Source organism: Pseudomonas sp. LBUM1678 (assembly GCF_059695575.1).
Map to the genome: position 1 here is coordinate 6,648,711 of NZ_CP166775.1, position 17,752 is coordinate 6,666,462.

The 17,752-nt window shown below is 56.8% G+C and carries 17 protein-coding genes; 9 read left to right on the top strand and 8 right to left on the bottom strand.

The genetic code is table 11. The features are described 5' to 3' along the window. Positions 1 to 13: 13 nt before the first annotated feature. Together ACA070_RS30355 and ACA070_RS30360 are read left to right on the top strand one after the other, a co-directional pair. Positions 14 to 394, top strand: coding sequence for a RidA family protein (locus ACA070_RS30355; protein ID WP_003229509.1), 381 nt, complete (start codon positions 14 to 16; stop codon positions 392 to 394). Between the two features lie 55 nt (positions 395 to 449). Next, positions 450 to 1,190, top strand: a complete 741-nt coding sequence (locus tag ACA070_RS30360; protein WP_497449464.1) for a hypothetical protein — start codon at positions 450 to 452, stop codon at positions 1,188 to 1,190. A 158-nt stretch (positions 1,191 to 1,348) separates the two neighbouring features. Here ACA070_RS30360 and ACA070_RS30365 read toward each other — a convergent pair whose 3' ends face one another. After that, positions 1,349 to 2,206 carry an SDR family oxidoreductase gene (locus ACA070_RS30365; protein ID WP_497449465.1) on the bottom strand — a complete coding sequence of 286 codons (858 nt, stop codon included), beginning with the start codon at positions 2,204 to 2,206 and terminating at the stop codon, positions 1,349 to 1,351. A gap of 189 nt (positions 2,207 to 2,395) precedes the next feature. Between ACA070_RS30365 and exbB the strand changes: the two genes are divergently transcribed. From exbB to ACA070_RS30395, 6 genes are all read left to right on the top strand, one after another. Further along, positions 2,396 to 3,364, top strand: coding sequence for a tonB-system energizer ExbB (exbB, locus tag ACA070_RS30370; protein WP_497449466.1), 969 nt, complete (start codon positions 2,396 to 2,398; stop codon positions 3,362 to 3,364). Between the two features lie 6 nt (positions 3,365 to 3,370). Beyond that, entirely contained in the window at positions 3,371 to 3,799 is a 429-nt protein-coding gene (gene exbD, locus ACA070_RS30375; RefSeq protein WP_497449467.1) for a TonB system transport protein ExbD, read from the top strand. Next, on the top strand, positions 3,796 to 4,545 hold the full coding sequence (locus tag ACA070_RS30380) for an energy transducer TonB family protein (protein ID WP_497449468.1): 750 nt from the start codon (positions 3,796 to 3,798) through the stop codon (positions 4,543 to 4,545). The genes exbD and ACA070_RS30380 overlap by 4 nt, the downstream gene beginning before the upstream one ends. A gap of 266 nt (positions 4,546 to 4,811) precedes the next feature. Then, positions 4,812 to 5,741 (top strand): hydrogen peroxide-inducible genes activator, encoded by a 930-nt coding sequence (locus ACA070_RS30385; protein WP_497394197.1) that lies wholly within the window; start codon positions 4,812 to 4,814, stop codon positions 5,739 to 5,741. Positions 5,742 to 5,750: 9 nt separating this feature from the next. After that, positions 5,751 to 7,826 carry an ATP-dependent DNA helicase RecG gene (gene recG, locus ACA070_RS30390; RefSeq protein WP_403099836.1) on the top strand — a complete coding sequence of 692 codons (2,076 nt, stop codon included), beginning with the start codon at positions 5,751 to 5,753 and terminating at the stop codon, positions 7,824 to 7,826. Between the two features lie 78 nt (positions 7,827 to 7,904). Then, positions 7,905 to 9,305: an aminoacyl-tRNA deacylase and HDOD domain-containing protein gene (locus ACA070_RS30395; protein ID WP_497449469.1), complete on the top strand. Its 1,401-nt coding sequence runs from the start codon at positions 7,905 to 7,907 to the stop codon at positions 9,303 to 9,305. 317 nt (positions 9,306 to 9,622) lie between these two features. Here ACA070_RS30395 and ACA070_RS30400 read toward each other — a convergent pair whose 3' ends face one another. Next, complete coding sequence (locus tag ACA070_RS30400) at positions 9,623 to 10,012, bottom strand: helicase (RefSeq protein WP_497449470.1); 390 nt, start codon at positions 10,010 to 10,012, stop codon at positions 9,623 to 9,625. Positions 10,013 to 10,499: 487 nt separating this feature from the next. Here ACA070_RS30400 and ACA070_RS30405 point away from each other — a divergent pair, with 487 nt between their 5' ends. Beyond that, on the top strand, positions 10,500 to 10,883 hold the full coding sequence (locus ACA070_RS30405) for a DUF6124 family protein (protein WP_497449471.1): 384 nt from the start codon (positions 10,500 to 10,502) through the stop codon (positions 10,881 to 10,883). 69 nt (positions 10,884 to 10,952) lie between these two features. On the opposite strand, the gene ACA070_RS30410 is transcribed toward ACA070_RS30405, so the two are convergent. The 6 genes from ACA070_RS30410 to ACA070_RS30435 all read right to left on the bottom strand — a co-directional run bounded on the left by ACA070_RS30410 (position 10,953) and on the right by ACA070_RS30435 (position 17,741). Then, the gene (locus ACA070_RS30410) at positions 10,953 to 12,320 is read right to left on the bottom strand and encodes a lysozyme inhibitor LprI family protein (protein WP_497449472.1); all 1,368 of its coding nucleotides are present in this window, start codon (positions 12,318 to 12,320) and stop codon (positions 10,953 to 10,955) included. Between the two features lie 218 nt (positions 12,321 to 12,538). Next, entirely contained in the window at positions 12,539 to 12,871 is a 333-nt protein-coding gene (locus tag ACA070_RS30415) for a hypothetical protein (protein WP_497449473.1), read from the bottom strand. Next, positions 12,871 to 13,422, bottom strand: a complete 552-nt coding sequence (locus ACA070_RS30420) for a hypothetical protein (RefSeq protein ID WP_497449474.1) — start codon at positions 13,420 to 13,422, stop codon at positions 12,871 to 12,873. Before ACA070_RS30420 ends, ACA070_RS30415 begins: the two co-directional genes overlap by 1 nt. Before the next feature lie 214 nt (positions 13,423 to 13,636). Beyond that, positions 13,637 to 14,440, bottom strand: a complete 804-nt coding sequence (locus ACA070_RS30425) for a hypothetical protein (protein WP_497449475.1) — start codon at positions 14,438 to 14,440, stop codon at positions 13,637 to 13,639. Between the two features lie 71 nt (positions 14,441 to 14,511). Beyond that, positions 14,512 to 15,519: a DUF2515 family protein gene (locus ACA070_RS30430; protein ID WP_497449476.1), complete on the bottom strand. Its 1,008-nt coding sequence runs from the start codon at positions 15,517 to 15,519 to the stop codon at positions 14,512 to 14,514. After that, positions 15,516 to 17,741: a type VI secretion system Vgr family protein gene (locus tag ACA070_RS30435; RefSeq protein ID WP_497449477.1), complete on the bottom strand. Its 2,226-nt coding sequence runs from the start codon at positions 17,739 to 17,741 to the stop codon at positions 15,516 to 15,518. Before ACA070_RS30435 ends, ACA070_RS30430 begins: the two co-directional genes overlap by 4 nt. Positions 17,742 to 17,752 lie beyond the last annotated feature (11 nt).

Sequence of the window (17,752 nt, forward strand, 5' to 3'; positions counted from 1 at the left end):
CCAGGAGTCATTCATGACCAAGACTGTTATCACCAGCGACAAGGCCCCGGCCGCCATCGGTACTTACTCCCAGGCGATCAAGGCTGGCAACACCGTTTACATGTCGGGTCAAATTCCTCTGGACCCAAAAACCATGGAACTGGTTGAAGGCTTCGAAGCCCAGACCGTCCAGGTGTTCGAGAACCTCAAAGCCGTAGCCGAAGCGGCTGGCGGCTCGTTCAAGGACATCGTCAAACTGAACATCTTCCTCACCGACCTGAGCCACTTCGCCAAGGTCAACGAGATCATGGGCAAGTACTTTGACCAGCCATACCCTGCCCGCGCCGCCATCGGCGTAGCTGCCCTGCCAAAGGGTTCGCAGGTTGAAATGGATGCCATTCTGGTCATCGAGTAATACATCCGGCGCAGCCCCAAGGGTTGCGCCGATTTCGTCTTGAAAGGATTTCACCATGCGCCATGCGCTAGCTCTCTCGCTGGTCGCCCTTCTCTTGGGCGGTTGTGCCAGCAACCCTGCCGATCGTGACATCAGTGGCACCTGGATCAATCAGGTGGCGATCGACGCTGCGTCCAAAGGCGGCCCCCTGCGTGAAGCGCTCCAGGCTTATGGCCCGAACCTGGAATGGGACGTCAACACCAAGGCCGCTCAGGCCCGCTACACCAACGGCTTTGAAAACGTCGAAGGCAAGCTGCTGGGCGAAGAGTCCGGTGCCCGGAAAGTCGACTTTTATGGGAGCTCCGCCAGCGAACTGAAGCGTGACGGCAAGCAACTGAGCCAGGCCGCCAGCGAAAACGAGCCGGAGCAGGTCTTTGACCGTGCGCTGATTCCGGTGCCAGATGGCGCACCGATTGGCGCGAGCTTCGAACGCGCGCTGTACACCGCCTACATGGGCGGCAGTTGGAAAATCGTCAACGGTCCGGGCGAAGGCAATAACGTGCAGTTCCAGGCCGATGGCCAGGTGGCCGGCCTGCCGGGTGCCGATCGTTATGCCCTGTGCCTGGCGGGCGATTGCGCGTCGATGAGCGGCGGCAATGACAACATGTGGCTGCAAGTGAACGGCCAGGGCAATACCTGGATCTTTGCGCGCAAGGGCAAGGAACTGGAGATTGTGCAGGCGGTAAACACGGCGCAGGCGGATGAAATGCCTCAGTTCACGCCGGGTGAGCGCAAGTGGTTGCTGGAAAAGCAGTAACCCGGCCCTAAAGCCCAACACATCACCAATTGTAGGAGCGAGGCTTGCCCGCGAAGGCGATGTAACAGCCAATATAGATGTTGGAAGTTATGACGCCTTCGCGGGCAAGTCGGATCGCCGCACCGCTCGCTCCTACTGTTGTTTTGGGCGCATGAAAGTCAGCAGCGACCTTCGAGGATCGCGGCGTAGCCTTCGCGATAGCTTGGGTACTTTGGCGTCCAGCCCAATGCCTTCGCCCGAGCATTACTGCACTGCTTGCTGCCCGTACGCCGCACGCTCGCGTCATCAGCCCATTCAGTCACACCCAGATACTCACGCAACCAGCCGACCACCTCGGCCAGCGGCGCCGGCGCGTCGTCCACACCGATATAGACGTCATCCAACGCCACACCGCGTCGATCCGCTTCAAGCAGATACGCCATAAGCCCCGCTGCATCGTCTGCGTGAATGCGGTTGCCATACAGCGGCGGGTCAACGGCCACACGATAACCTCGACGCACCTGAGTCAGCAGCCATTCGCGGCCGGGGCCGTAAATGCCGGTCAGGCGCACGATGCTCGCCGGGATGCCGCTTTGCAGTGCCACTTGCTCAGCCTCTAGCATCAATCGACCCGAATAGCCTTCTGCAATGGTCGGCGAAGTCTCGTCGACCCACTCGCCATTCTGCTGGCCATACACACTGCTGCTCGAAACAAACAGCAGGCGCTCGGGCACCTGCCCGTAGTCGCCCAGCCACTCAAGCACATGCTTCAAGCCCTGCACATAAGCCGCGCGGTAACCGGCCTCATCGTGATCGGTGGCAGCCGCGCAATAAACCAGGTAATCCACTGCTCCGACCGGCCAGGTCTGCGGGCAGTCTTCATTGAACAAGTCGCCGGCAACGCCAATGACCCCCTCGGGCAGACGCGAGACGTCACGCCTCAGGCCATGAACCTCCCACCCGGAAGCCACCAATTGCGTGGCCAGACGACTGCCGACATCACCACAGCCGGCGATCAAAACAGAAGGCGCAGACATCAGAAATCTCCCATCAGAAAGGCACAGACTAGCGCCGGCACAGGACGAGCGGCTAGCAATGAAGGAAAAAAAGATACTCTATTACTTCTGTTAACAAGAATTACTTGCAATAATGCACGCCACTTTTGTTCTCGGCCTTACGAGGCCTGGAAGAACATTTACCCTATTTTTCTCTCAGGTCCGGCCAGCATGACACGCAATCAATTCCCCGCTTCGCCAACCAAACGACCTCGCGCCTGGAGCGCAGTGGCCGCCCTGCTGCTCAGCCTGATGCTGGCGCCGACCGCCTCTTTCGCTGACGCACAAACGCCCGCCACTCCGGCAGCCGCCGTTGCTCCAGCCCCGGCTGATCATGCCGCCCCTGCCGTAGCGCCAGCCGCAACCGACCCGGCCCAGGCAGTAGACGCCGAAGACGTTCCTGAAGTCCTCGAAGCCGACAACACCCTGGGCATGGCACACGACCTGTCGCCATGGGGCATGTACCAAAACGCCGATATTATCGTGAAAATCGTGATGATCGGCCTGGCCATCGCCTCGATCATCACCTGGACCATCTGGATCGCCAAGGGCTTCGAGCTGATGGGCGCCAAGCGTCGTCTGCGCACCGAAATCGTCCACCTGAAAAAAGCCACCACCCTTAAAGAAGCCAGCGCCTCCGCCACCAAGCAAGGCACCCTCGCCAATCTGCTGGTCCATGACGCCCTGGAAGAGATGCGTCTGTCGGTCAACAGCCGCGAGAAAGAAGGCATCAAGGAACGTGTTGCCTTCCGTCTCGAGCGCTTGGTGGCTGCCTGCGGTCGCAACATGAGCAGCGGCACCGGCGTGCTCGCCACCATCGGCTCCACCGCGCCATTCGTGGGCCTGTTCGGCACCGTGTGGGGCATCATGAACAGCTTCATCGGCATCGCCAAAACCCAGACCACCAACCTCGCCGTCGTGGCGCCCGGCATCGCCGAAGCCTTGCTGGCCACCGCGCTGGGTCTGGTTGCCGCGATTCCTGCGGTGGTGATCTACAACGTCTTCGCTCGCTCCATCGCCGGTTACAAAGCGCAAGTGTCCGATGCCTCGGCTGAAGTCCTGCTGCTGGTCAGCCGCGACCTCGATCACCTGCCGACCACCGAGCGCTCCGCGCAACCCCACATGGTCAAAGTAGGGTAATCAGCCATGGGCTTGCATTTGAAAGAAGGCGCAGACGACGATCTGGCCGAGAACCACGAAATCAACGTCACGCCGTTTATCGACGTGATGCTGGTGCTGTTGATCATCTTCATGGTGGCCGCTCCGTTGGCCACTGTGGACATCAAGGTCGACCTGCCCGCTTCCAGCGCCAAACCGGCGCCACGGCCAGAGAAGCCAGTGTTCCTCAGCGTAAAAGCTGACCAACGCCTGTTCCTCGGCGAAGACGAAGTGACGGCCGCATCACTCGGCGCCACCCTCGACGCCAAAACCAAAGGCAAGAAAGACACGACGATCTTCTTCCAGGCCGATAAAGGCGTGGATTACGGCGACCTGATGAGCGTGATGGACAACCTGCGCTCCGCCGGTTACCTGAAAGTCGGTCTGGTCGGGCTCGAGACGGCAGTCCAGAAATGATCACGACGCGCCATAAGCTGACGCGTTACAGCGGGAGCCTGGCCGTGGTGCTGGGCGTCCATGCCCTGGCCATTGCGCTGGCGATGAACTGGAACGCGCGCCCACCCGTCGAGCTGCCTCCACAGGCGATGATGGTCGAGTTGGCACCGGTTCCGGCCCCGCCACCACCGGCACCGCCAAAGGTCATAACGCCGCCACAGCCACCGGCCCCGGTGGAAGAGCTGCCGATCCCGAAACTGGCTGAAGTGCCGAAGGCCGAGATCGCCGTGCCGAAACCGGTCAAGCCCAAGCCGAAGCCGCAACCGCCGAAGCCTGTGGAGAAAAAGCCGGAACCGCCGAAGGAGAAGCCGTCCGAGGAGAAACCGAGCGACGCGCAACCGACTCAGGCACCGACGGAGAAATCCGCACAACCGGCACCGGGTCCATCGCCAGCGCAACAGGCTGCCAAAGCCAGTTGGGAAGGCACCTTGCTCGCGCACTTGGGCAAGTATAAAAAGTACCCGGCGAGTGCGCAGAATCGGGGCAAGGAAGGCACCAACCGTCTGCGCTTCGTCGTTGATGGCGAAGGTAATGTGTTGTCGTTCGAACTGGTGGGCCGCTCCGGCACTGCCGATCTGGACCGGGCCACCCTGGAAATGATCCGCCGCGCCCAACCGCTGCCCAAGCCGCCGGCCGACATGCTGACCAATGGCACCATCGAAATCACGGCGCCGTTCCTCTACTCCCTGGAAAAACGCCGCCGCTAAACACAACACCGACCCAATGTGGGAGCGAGCCTGCTCGCGATAGCGGTTTAACAGTCAACGATGATGTTGAATGTGATGGCCTCATCGCGAGCAGGCTCGCTCCCACAGGGTATGTGCAAAGCCAGAAAGGCACCGAAAGGTGCCTTTTACGTATCTGCCTGCGGCAAACCGGCATTACCCGGTGTCACTCAACACACTCAGTCTGATAACGTGCGTCTATCGATTGCAGCCGGTATGCTTGGCTCGCAACTTCATGGACGCTTGCTATGACTCTCACAGAATTACGCTACATCGTTACCCTCGCCCAAGAGCAGCATTTCGGCCACGCGGCCGAGCGTTGCCATGTCAGCCAGCCGACCCTGTCGGTGGGCGTGAAAAAGCTTGAAGACGAACTCGGTGTGCTGATTTTCGAGCGCAGCAAGAGTGCCGTGCGCCTGACCCCGGTCGGTGAAGGCATCGTTGCCCAGGCACAGAAAGTCCTGGAACAGGCCCAAGGCATCCGCGAACTGGCCCAGGCTGGCAAAAACCAGCTGACCGCCCCGCTGAAAGTCGGCGCGATCTACACCGTCGGCCCGTACCTGTTCCCGCACCTGATCCCGCAACTGCACCGGGTCGCCCCGCAGATGCCGTTGTACATCGAAGAAAACTTCACCCACGTGCTGCGCGACAAACTGCGCAACGGCGAGCTCGACGCGATCATCATCGCCCTGCCGTTCAACGAAGCCGACGTCCTGACCTTGCAGCTCTACGACGAGCCGTTCTATGTCCTGATGCCAGCCCAGCACCCGTGGACGCAAAAAGAATCCATCGACGCCAGCCTGCTCAACGACAAGAGCCTGCTGCTGCTCGGCGAAGGCCACTGCTTCCGCGATCAAGTGCTGGAAGCCTGCCCGACCCTGGCCAAAGGCAACGACGGCGCCAAGCACACCACGGTGGAATCCAGCTCCCTGGAAACCATCCGCCACATGGTCGCGTCCGGCCTCGGCATTTCGATCCTGCCGCTGTCGGCAGTCGACAGCCATCACTACGCCCCCGGCGTGATCGAAGTGCGTCCGCTGTCGCCGCCGGTGCCGTTCCGCACCGTGGCTATTGCGTGGCGTGCGAGCTTCCCGCGGCCGAAAGCGATTGAAATCCTCGCTGACTCCATTCGCCTGTGCTCGGTGGCCAAGCCGCCCGCGCCGGTGGCTGCGGCTTAAGTCGCTGTCATGACCGAGTTGTCGCAAGTGTCGGTAACGGCACTCAAAGGTGTCGGCGAGGCCATGGCCGAGAAATTGGCCAAGGTCGGCCTGGAGAATCTCCAGGACGTGCTGTTCCACCTGCCGCTGCGCTATCAGGACCGCACTCGCGTGGTCCCGATCGGCCATTTGCGACCGGGGCAAGACGCCGTGATCGAAGGCACCGTCAGCGGCGCCGACGTGGTCATGGGTCGCCGTCGCAGCCTCGTCGTGCGTCTGCAAGACGGCACCGGCGGCCTCAGTCTGCGCTTCTATCACTTCAGCAACGCCCAGAAAGAAGGCCTCAAACGCGGCACGCGGATTCGCTGCTACGGCGAAGCGCGGCCCGGTGCGTCGGGGCTGGAAATCTATCACCCGGAATATCGCGCAATTACCGGTGACGAGCCGCCGCCAGTGGATGAAACCCTGACCCCGGTCTACCCGCTCACCGAAGGCCTGACCCAGCAGCGTTTGCGCCAACTGTGCATGCAAACCCTGACCATGCTCGGCCCCACCAGCCTGCCCGATTGGCTGCCGACCGAACTGGCCCGGGACTATCAACTGGCGCCGCTGGCCGATGCGATCCGCTACCTGCATCACCCGCCCGCCGACGCCGACGTCGACGAACTCGCCCTCGGCCATCACTGGGCGCAGCACCGTTTGGCCTTCGAAGAACTGCTGACCCATCAGCTGTCCCAGCAACGCCTGCGCGAAAGCATGCGCTCCCTGCGCGCACCCGCCATGCCGAAAGCCACCAAGTTGCCAGCGCAATACCTGGCCAACCTGGGCTTTACGCCAACCGGCGCACAGCAACGGGTCGGCAACGAAATCGCCTACGACCTGAGCCAGCACGAACCGATGCTGCGGCTGATTCAGGGCGACGTCGGCGCGGGTAAAACTGTGGTCGCCGCCCTCGCCGCGCTTCAGGCGTTGGAGGCCGGTTACCAGGTTGCGCTGATGGCGCCCACCGAAATCCTCGCCGAACAGCACTTCATCACTTTCAAGCGCTGGCTCGAGCCGCTGGGCATTGAAGTCGCGTGGCTGGCCGGCAAGCTCAAGGGCAAGAACCGCGTGGCCGCGCTGGAACAGATCGCCAACGGCGCACCGATGGTGGTCGGCACGCACGCGCTGTTCCAGGACGAAGTGCAGTTCAAGAACCTCGCGCTGGCGATCATCGACGAACAGCACCGTTTCGGCGTGCAGCAACGCCTGGCCTTGCGCCAGAAAGGTGTTGGCGGGCGAATGTGTCCGCATCAGCTGATCATGACCGCCACGCCGATTCCGCGGACGCTGGCCATGAGCGCCTACGCCGACCTCGACACCTCGATCCTCGACGAATTGCCACCCGGCCGAACCCCGGTGAACACTGTATTGGTCACCGATACACGGCGTGTCGAAGTCATCGAGCGCGTACGCGGCGCCTGTGCCGAAGGGCGGCAGGCCTATTGGGTGTGCACGCTGATTGAAGAATCGGAAGAGCTGACCTGTCAGGCCGCCGAAACCACTTACGAAGACCTCACCGCAGCCCTCGGCGAGTTGAAGGTCGGCTTGATCCACGGTCGCATGAAGCCCGCTGAGAAAGCCGCCGTGATGGCCGAATTCAAAGCGGGCAACCTGCAACTGCTGGTCGCCACCACCGTGATCGAAGTCGGCGTCGACGTCCCGAACGCCAGCCTGATGATCATCGAAAACCCCGAGCGCCTCGGCCTCGCGCAGCTGCACCAGCTGCGTGGCCGTGTGGGTCGAGGCAGCGCCGCCAGCCATTGCGTGCTGCTTTACCATCCGCCGCTGTCACAGATCGGCCGTCAGCGCCTGGGCATCATGCGTGAAACCAACGACGGTTTTGTCATCGCCGAAAAAGACCTCGAACTGCGCGGCCCCGGCGAAATGCTCGGCACCCGCCAGACCGGCCTGCTGCAATTCAAGGTTGCCGACCTGATGCGTGATGCCGATTTGTTACCCGCCGTGCGCGACGCCGCCCAGGCTTTGCTTGAGCGCTGGCCGGACCACGTCAGCCCATTGCTAGACCGCTGGCTGCGCCATGGGCAGCAATACGGCCAAGTGTGAGCACCGTCGCAGTTTGTAGACGATGCTTTTAAACAAGCTGGTTATACTCCTGCAATTGTTTGAATACGGATACAGACCATGACAGAAGCTGCCCTCGCCCCCGACACCCTGCACGCTCCGTCTGTTATTCGGCTGCTGCTGGGCAAATTGGGCATTGCCTACGAAGAAGTGCTCGACCACCACGGCCTCAACGCCTCGCGCAAAGTGCAGGCTGTGCTGGTGGACGACGCGGTCGGCGCCTTGATGGTGCTGTTCCCGCAAAGCCAGTTGCTGGACCTCAATCGCCTCGCCGAACTGACCGGCCGCCGCCTCACCGCGGTGCCCACCGAACGCCTGGTCAAAATGCTCGGCAAGCACAACCTGAGCCTGCTGCCCGGCCTGCCTGCGCTGACCAGTTCGCCGTGCCTGTATGAGGAAAGCCTGCTGCGCGTACCGAAGTTGCTGATCAACTCGGGCGAGCCGGGCCTGCTGCTGGAAATCACCAGCGAAGACTTCAAGACCATGCTGACCAAGGCCAGCGCCGCCAACTTCGGCGAGAACCTGACCAGCATCCGCCCGAACCTCGACCGCCCCGACGATGACCGCGAGGAAATCACCCAGGCCGTCCAGGCGTTCACCGCGCGACGCATCCAGCAACGCCTGGAAGCCACCATCGAAATTCCGCCGCTGGCCGAGACCGCGCAGAAAATCATCAAGTTGCGCGTGGACCCCAACGCCACCATCGACGACATCACCGGCGTGGTTGAAACCGACCCGGCGCTGGCCGCCCAAGTCGTCAGCTGGGCCGCGTCGCCGTACTACGCGTCGCCGGGCAAAATTCGCTCAGTGGAAGATGCGATCGTGCGCGTGCTGGGTTTCGACCTGGTGATCAACCTCGCGCTGGGCCTGGCCCTGGGCAAAACCCTGAGCCTGCCCAAAGACCACCCGCAACACACCACGCCGTACTGGCAGCAATCGATCTACACCGCCGCCGTCATCGAAGGCCTGACCCGCGCCATGCCCCGCGCCCAGCGCCCGGAAGCCGGCCTGACCTACCTCGCCGGCCTGCTGCACAACTTCGGCTACCTGCTGCTGGCCCACGTCTTCCCGCCGCACTTCTCGCTGATCTGCCGTCACCTCGAAGTCAACCCGCACCTGTGCCACAGCTACGTCGAGCAACACCTGCTCGGCATCAGTCGAGAACAGATCGGCTCCTGGCTGATGCGCTACTGGGACATGCCCGACGAACTCGCCACCGCGCTACGCTTCCAGCACGACCCAAGCTACGACGGCGACTACGCCGAATACCCGAACCTCGTCTGCCTGGCCGTACGCCTGCTGCGCAGCCGCGGCATCGGCTCAGGGCCGGATGAAGACATCCCGGATGCGCTGCTGGAACGCGTAGGCCTGACTCGCGACAAAGCCAACGACGTCGTCAGCAAAGTGCTTGAGGCTGAAGTGCTGCTGCGCGAACTCGCCTCACAATTCAGCCAGGCCTAAAAGCTTCGCGGGCAAGCCTCGCTCCTACAAGGGATCACCAAAACCCTGTAGGAGCGAGGCTTGCCCGCGAAGAATCCCCCGCCGATCCACCAGAATCACCACAACCCCTTGTGGGAGCGAGCCTGCTCGCGATGAATCCAACGCGGTATCTCTGAATCACCACACCTCTGTGGCGAGGGAGCTTGCTCCCGCTCGACTGCGCAGCAGTCGCAATCCAGCCAACGCGATGTATCAGATGCAACCGAGGTCTCAAGCTTTAGGGCCGCTTCGCAGCCCAACGGGGACAAGTCCCCTCGCCACAGGATTGATCATCAACCTCAAGCCTTGGCTTTAGCCTTCGCCTTCCGCGGCTTCAAATACTTGGTCAACCCCTGAAACCAGATCACCAAAGCCGGATTCCCCTTGATCTGAATCGACTTGTCCTGAATCCCCGTCATAAACGCCAACTGCTTGTTCTTCGCCTGCATCGTGGCAAAGCCATAAGCCGCATCCTTGAACGCAATCGCAAACGCCGGCTCGGCATACATGCCCGACTTACTGGTAATGCGCTGATCCTTCACAAAGAAATGCCGCGCCACTTTCCCGTCCAGGGTCTGTAGCTGGAACACCAATTCCTTGTCACCCAACTGCTGCTGAAACGCAGGATTAGTCCGACTGGCCTTACCCATCAACAAACCCAGCATCCACAGAAGAAAACGAAATTTCATGCGCACAGCCTCAAGAGAAAAGTGAACGGCCGGCGCAGTGTAGCGGCTTCAAGCGAGAACGCTACTGTTGTGCAGCGATAGAAGAAGATGCCGTGCTTTTTGACGCTGATGACTACCAAGTCATTGACGAAACGAGGGTGTTTAAAAGCGTGGAAATTTTAAGCTTTCTACGCTCGACTCCCTCGGATATTTCCTTCAACACGTGGTGCTGTTCGTGAACTAGGCAGCCCTCGGCTTCATCGATACGCTTTGTTCGTCGCCGCAAAATCGGTGACACGGACGTGCAAGTCCGAATCCAGGTGCGCAATTGCTTATGGCTATTCGTCGAGCGTTTTCCTATGCTCGCGGATCGTTATGGCAGCTGTGCGTCGGAGACCTTCGGGTCTGCCGGTTCCTGGATCGGTCTTGCACACCAACGCACAGCTGCCGCCACTTTCGAAGTGCAAAGCGAAACGGTGTCGGTCTCTTAATTCCAGGAGATACATCTATGATCAAGCCAACACCCAATCCACCACAAAACGAAGCCACATCCCCCTACGAATCCCTCGATTCGAAGAAACTCCACGAAGCCGCCGAACGCGCGCTCGACCACCATTTCGCCCCACCACCCGGCGATAAACCCAAGCCTCGCAAAGGCAACCTCTTCGCCGTCTCCCCCGACATCGACACCGAAGCTCTCCTGGCCAACGCCTCGGAAGACCTGCTGTCCATCAGCGCCATCGCCGCCAACCTGGCCGACGACGTGGACGGTGCACGACGCTCCTTAGCCTTGGCGCTAAGCAGATTGGCGGATGGGGTTCGGTTGTTGGTGGAGCGAGCGCTGGATCACATTGATTCGCCGAATCCGGTGGAGCATCGGGGGAAGGTGTAGCAACTTCGCAAATAGAGAACGGGGGCTTCGCGCCCCCCTTCTTCAACGTTTATATCTGCACAGCGAAATTCACAGGCAGTGGCTGGCCTTTATGTCTGAGCCTTGCGAAACCAAACGCTTCACACCTTCGCTACCCTGCGGGCTACCTTTGTCAGCTGACAGCTGATAACAGGCCAACGCCCGGGACATATCCTTCGTTCCCAACTGGCCACTCTCAAAAGAAAAACCCATATAGTTCATCGCATCTGTGGAACCCATGGAAACCGCACGAAAAACTTCCCTTTCCGCCTGCTCGGGATGCAAGCAAGGGCCGTCATAGTCGGTGGAGTTACCATTACAGTAATAAGTGGCATAACCCAGCGCCCCGTCCGGCAGCGTCGTCGCTGCCGCTTTAAACAACGCCTCAACCTTGCTGGTATCTAGCTGAGGAGCCATCTGCGAAAGACTCAATCTTGCCGCCGACAAACTCGCCTGTGGATCACCCGACTCCGCAGCACAGACATAGTTTTCCAAGGACGCTTCAATCAACTCCTTAGTCAGACGATATTGCTCAAGAAGCCCTAACCCACCCAAACCCTCAGCACGCTGAAAACAAAGGTTCTCAGCACGGTTCATTCCAGGTCTACCGGATGCGACAAGCTCCTTCTCACTGATCGACCAATCCTCAATCCCCACCAGCGACCAGCACGACTTTTTAGCAAAGTTAAAAATCTTGATGTTGCTGTTACCGGCCCGTTTATCCACAACGTTCACGTGAGCATCATCGACTGTTTCGATCTCAACCCCTTCAGTTTTTCCTTCCATCGCGGCCATCAACGGAAACGCCAAACTGGAGCCTGTTACCGCAGTAATGGACGGTTCGAATCGGCCCGGGTCTTCTGTACGTTTTAACACCAGCATCTTCACTGCCGCCGCAGTGAGGCGCCTCTGCGACTCAGCATTAGCGGAGAACGCAGGTAGAAATTGAACAAAATTCTCAGATGGACACGAGACATCTGACTCGCGCCCAACAGCCGAACCACTCACGATGTCGGGCGCAATGTCGTCTAGAAAAACTGAACGCTCGCGGCTCATTCTTGCGATGCAGTTGTTCACGGTCGTCACGTAAGCAGAAGTACCCGGCTTAATCTCAAACGCTTCGAGTGGGCAGTTCGCATCACGCAACTTTATCCACGCGCGCTGTGCTTCTTTGACCTTCGCTGTATACCCCTTCCCCGTGTCCGGATCGGCTCGATACTGTGTTTCGAGTCGAGCCATCAGCTGGTGATAACTCGTATTCAACTGTGAATCAGCAGCAACCTTCGATACGTCAGAGCACTTATCAACTTGTTGGCTTGTGGTGTTGCCGGTGCACTCATCCTGAGCAAGTGCGACTGAAACCGGTAGAACGGCCTGGCATGTCAGTGCACAAAGAGCTCCTAAAAAAAAGCGTTTCACTGTCTTCTATCCTTGATCTATTCAGATGAAATCTAAGCAACCTAATCTGGAAAAAAATGGGGACAGATTTATTTATCGAAAGCTAAACCTACTTTACAAATAAATCCGCCCCCTTTTTGTCCCGACCTTAATCACTATTTTTGCTCTTAAGAAGGAAAAAGTAGACGGATGAATTTATATCTGTAGCATAGAAATAAATCCGCCCTCATGTTCATCGTTTAGTGAATCCGCTCCATATCCGGAGCTTTGTAGCTTTCATCAATTTTCACCCCAGCGGCTTCAGCTCGAATCTCTGTTTCCGAACGACGCTTGAGAAGCTGCTGTAAATGAGCAGGAAATAATTCTTTCCATCTTGCTCTAACATCCTCTTCGAAGTCCGTCCTCCAAAAGTTATCCAGAGATTTGAACTCTATCTTAATAAGATAGACACCCGTCCGAGACGGATCATCAGCTGAGTTTCTTCTCTGCACTTTCACATGAGTAACGTATTGACCGCTATACATATACCAGTCATAAAACCCATCACCTGCCAACCAGTCAGGCAAACTCATTACGTGATCAGGATCAAACCGCGGATGACTGAGTGGCGTTTCTCCAAATACGCTGCTCTTCCAGTCAAAATTATCCAGCTCCGAACCGGAAATCCTCGGATCAGAAGGAAATAGTATTTTTTCCAGCCCGACGCTTTAAGATCAGCAATCAGTTTATAGATAAGCTTTTTGTTATCCTCATGGGAGCTGTTGTCTGGCAATCCACGAAGAGTCACGACAAGTTCTTCGACATTCGTAGTAACCTCGCTATCCACAACAACAGCAAGACCTACAACTTTGTCTATTTTAAACATACTCTCAGGCTGAACTACAGTCACATTCATTAATGCCTGATCCTTACCTCCGTGCGTGATTTCGTACCAGCACATATTGACGACACTTAAACAATCAGTAGAAAACTTCAAAGGGCTTTTCGCCAACAAAACCTCAACCGGAGTGCCTAGTTCAACATTCATCCTTACTGTTTCAGTATTAGTTTTACCCACACCTTCATTTTTGGCGCTATCGCATCCAACGAGATATAAGACCGGCAATATCCAGTACCACTTCAAGTTCTATTTCTCCACCCCGACTAAAAAGTAGACGGATTTATTTACTGATGAGCACCACAACACAACACGGTCAATTAAATAAATCCGTCCGCTTTTGCCACTTTTGCTCTGCTTTATTATTTAAATTTGATATAGAGAGCGTGCAAGGCCGACGCGGCATGAACACCGACGGCCCTACAACAAAACACCTCTTACTTATGAATTTGGTTACCTTTTAATCCAATTCCTTTATCGGTGGATCTTGATAGCTCGTATCTATCTCGATGCCAGCATCGATTGCCTTTTTTTCACGTACATTTCTGATTTCCTTAAATTCCTCGAGACGTCCAGGCAATAGTTCCTTCCATCGAGCCTTATCTTTAGTCTCACTAAACGAAGCAACCCAATACTCACGTTCTGTCGTAAAGCTCAAACTGACTAGATACGTCCCGCGTTCTTTTGGCTGATCGTCAGAATCATGTCTCCATGCCTGCAATTTTAGGTGGTTACCATCTTTATAAAAATGCCAATTATAAAAATCGTCTACCTTCAACCACTGTTCAAGATCAATCTTATAGTCCGGATCCAGCCATGGATGACTTAATACATACTCACCCAAAACTTTATTGGGTGTAGCAACTTTATCTATTTGCGAGCCTGAAATCCTGGGATCTGAGGGGGAATAATAATGCTTCCAACCTGCCGATTTAATTTCCTTTATCAAGTCATACAAAAAACCCTGATAGGCTTCATGCTTGCTGTTATCGGGCAAGCTCCTAATCGACAATTCAAGGTTTTCTATGTCATGCCCAACATCTTTATCAATTGCAATAGAGACACTGGCCACGTGATCAAGTTTCAGATCTTTGTCTACAACTACTGAAGGCAGATTTTCGCTATTAAAAGACGCGCCAATCTTGTACCAGCACATATTCACTTGTGCCATACACTCTTCTTCAAACTTCAAGGGACTATTTGAAATCAGATCCTTGATATTTTGACGTAGCTGAATCTGAATCAATGGTTGATTATCAGCCATCGTTTTACTCCCTATATTGTCTGGATCACCGCAAGCAGCCAACAGAAAAAACAACACAAAAAAACAATACTTCATTGGGTGTTTTTCCATGTAGAGATGGTTTCGATTTCCTGCTCCATATAATCCTTTTTATCGCCCATTAACTTATGGTATTGGTCGGCAATTTTTTTAATAAATTCCATTCGATCTGATTCACTGAATAGATCACCCTTGGTCATTTGAACCCTTAATGCCTCATCCTTTACGTCGCAAGCGGAGCTAAATGAAGCCACACGCAACGGCACCAAGGGAGCACCCTCAAGTGCCGCTTGAGTTGTTAGCACCTTTTTAAACAGATAACCTTCATAAATTAAAGGCTGTAGTATTTTTCGTTGCTCGTGGTCAGCGATTGCAAGAAGCGAGGACATTTGAAGGTCCCTTTTTATAACGGGATCCGTCGCATCCTCACACTCCTTAATTCGATTGAACCCTTTCTCCACATAGGGCGTCAGAGCCAAATTCTTTAATACAGGCAACGCCTCATCTGCCCAAGGCAAACTATTTATGTTTATTAACACTTGTGCTTCTGCGCTTTGCGCATTCCGCGTTGGAGAGCACTCGATGAACTGACAAGGGTATTTTTTATAGAACCAGTGCCAAACAAATATATCTTGAAACAACCAGAAGTTACCCATCCCCAGGCCGTTCTTTCCTATTTTGTAGGGAACCTGAAACGGCAATGGTACTAGAGCGGTCAGGTAGGGCTCTGAAGGAATATAGTCCAGACCGCACTTAACCTGCTTACTTGCAAATGCAGCCAAACCCATCCAATAAAAGCGCCCTTTCTTATCAGGCTGCCCGCCCTCACCCAGTTCCAAATAGAATTCGGCATACGCCGCCGCGATGCGCGCGGCGCGAGCACTAAAATCTGAAACCAACTCCATTTTTGCCGTTTTAGAAAATAAACGTGTCTTAGAGACACTCAATCGCTGAATAGCTTCTTGCTGCCCCATCGCCCACAACGTTCCGCACTTAAGGGGAATCTCTTTTACTGAGCAGCTCTGGTTATTGGTCTGAAAAGTAGCTACGGGTGCGCTCATTTATTTCTACTCGCTTCGTAATCGTCAGAGCCTGGCGGAACAATCAGTTCGTCCCACATAAGGTGGACTTCAGCCGTTTCTTCAACGTCGGTTTCGATCCGCGGGTGAAGGCCGTCTGCATTACTTCTGGAAATTTTTGGTGCGGCCGAGGAAGGCACAATAATTGCTGCTTTCACAGACCTGATTGGTTTACCGGTCCCGGTCACAAAACGAATTTGCTCGTCAAATTTCTCACTGTTTGCTGTGCCTGATTTAAGCGTGTTCCCCGCCCGAGCCTGATCCGCAATCAACGGCAAACCTGGTGCCAAAATGCCAATCCCGGTCCCACTCCCAGCAGACCCACCGGCATTAATCTTCACCACCGGCCCAACCACCGTAATCCCACCCGCATCCAGCTTGATGAAACTCCCACCACCCAAAATGGTCAGCTCGCTGCCAGCCTCAATAACAATCTTCGCCCCAGCCTTCAGATGAATCTCTTTCCCGACACTCGTCAGCTGCGCAGTCCCCAGCTTCACATGTTGGTTCTGCCCAATCGTCAGGTGATCATCCAGCCGCGTTTCAACCTTGCGGTCGGCAATCGTCGTGCGATGCTCTTCAGCCTTAAGCTCGGTGTAGGTGTTCTTGACCACCGTATCGTGGCGTTCGTTACCCACGCGAATCTTCTGATCATGCTCAATGTTTTCATCCCAATCCCGCTGGGCATGAATAAAGATCTGCTCCGCACCCTTCTTGTCTTCAATCCGCAATTCATTAAACCCACCGCCCCCCGGTGAGCTGAGGGTTTTGAACACGGTGCGAGTCTTGTTAGCCGGCAACTCGTAGGGAACCTGGTTTTCCTTGTGATACAGGCACCCCGTCACCAACGGCTGATCGGGATCGCCTTCAAGGAACGTCACCAGCACTTCCATGCCAATGCGCGGAATGACGATGGCGCCATACCGATCCCCTGCCCAACTCGAAGAAACGCGCATCCAGCAGCTGGTTTTGTCATCCGCCAAGCCTTCGCGGTCCCAGTGGAATTGCACTTTGATGCGGCCGTATTGGTCGCAGTGGATTTCTTCGCCTTTGGGCCCGGTGACCATGGCGGTCTGGCTGCCGAGGACGCGGGGTTTGGGGTGTTGCAGCGCGGGGCGGTAGAACACGGTCCACGGGGTGGCGAGGAAGCGGTTGCGGTAGCCCTGGTGGAAGTCGTCTTTGTTGTCGGTGGTGTCGCTGGTCACGGACTCTTCGAGGACTTGCGGTTGTTTGCCTTCGTGGACGATTTCGGTGAGCAGCCAGAGGTCGTTCCACTCGGTGCGCGGGTGGTCGGACATTTCCAGGAAGTGGCCGCTGATGAGTTTGGTCTGGTCGCCGTGGCCTTCGGCTTGCTGGTAGTCGGCGCGGTGGCGTTCGAGGGCGCGTTGGCTGAGGAATTTGCCGCGCGCGCGGTCGAGGAAGCGGCCTGGGTAGTCGTAATCTTCCAGATCCGGTTCGGTGCTTTCGCCGTCGGGTTTGTAAGCGGCTTCGAGTTGCAGGCGTGGTTTTTCGAAGTCGTAGTCGCGGCGGGTGACGCGGCCGGTGCGGGTTTCGAGGCGCAGTTTGAAGCCTTTGATCACCGGTTCGTCGGCGACCATGCCGCTGCCTTGCACGTAGGCCGTTGGCTGGCCGAGTTTCGGGAACACGGTCTGGTCGTCGCCGAACACCAGCAGATGACCTTTCTCGCTGTGCTGGAAGTGGTAGTGAATGCCTTCCTCTTCGCACAGGCGCTGGACGAAGTGCAGGTCGGTTTCGTCGTACTGCACGCAGTAGTCGCGGTCCGGGCAGGGCTGGCTGAGCTGGAAGCGGTAGGCGTTGCCCTTGATGCCGTGCTCGTCGAGGATCAGCGCGATGATTTTCGGCGCGGACATCTGCTGGTAGATGCGCTGGTTGGTGCGGTGATGCAGGTATTGCAGTTGCGGCACCAAGGAGACTTTGTAGCGGGTCAGGCGCTTGCCGGCATCGCCTTGGGCGACGCGGTAGATCTGGCCGTGAATGCCGGAGCCTTGCGGATCGAATGCCAGGAACGCCTGTTTGTGCAGGAGTTTTTCCAGGTCCAGATCGGGGTTTTCGCTGACCAGTTCGAGGTCGAAGCGATACGGCTGGCTGATGCCTTCGGTGCCGGTGAACGACAGCACTTGCAGGTCGCCTACGTAGTCTTCGACGGTCAGGCTGAAATGCGTTTCGTTAGACGGGTTGAACATTGCTTGCTCCC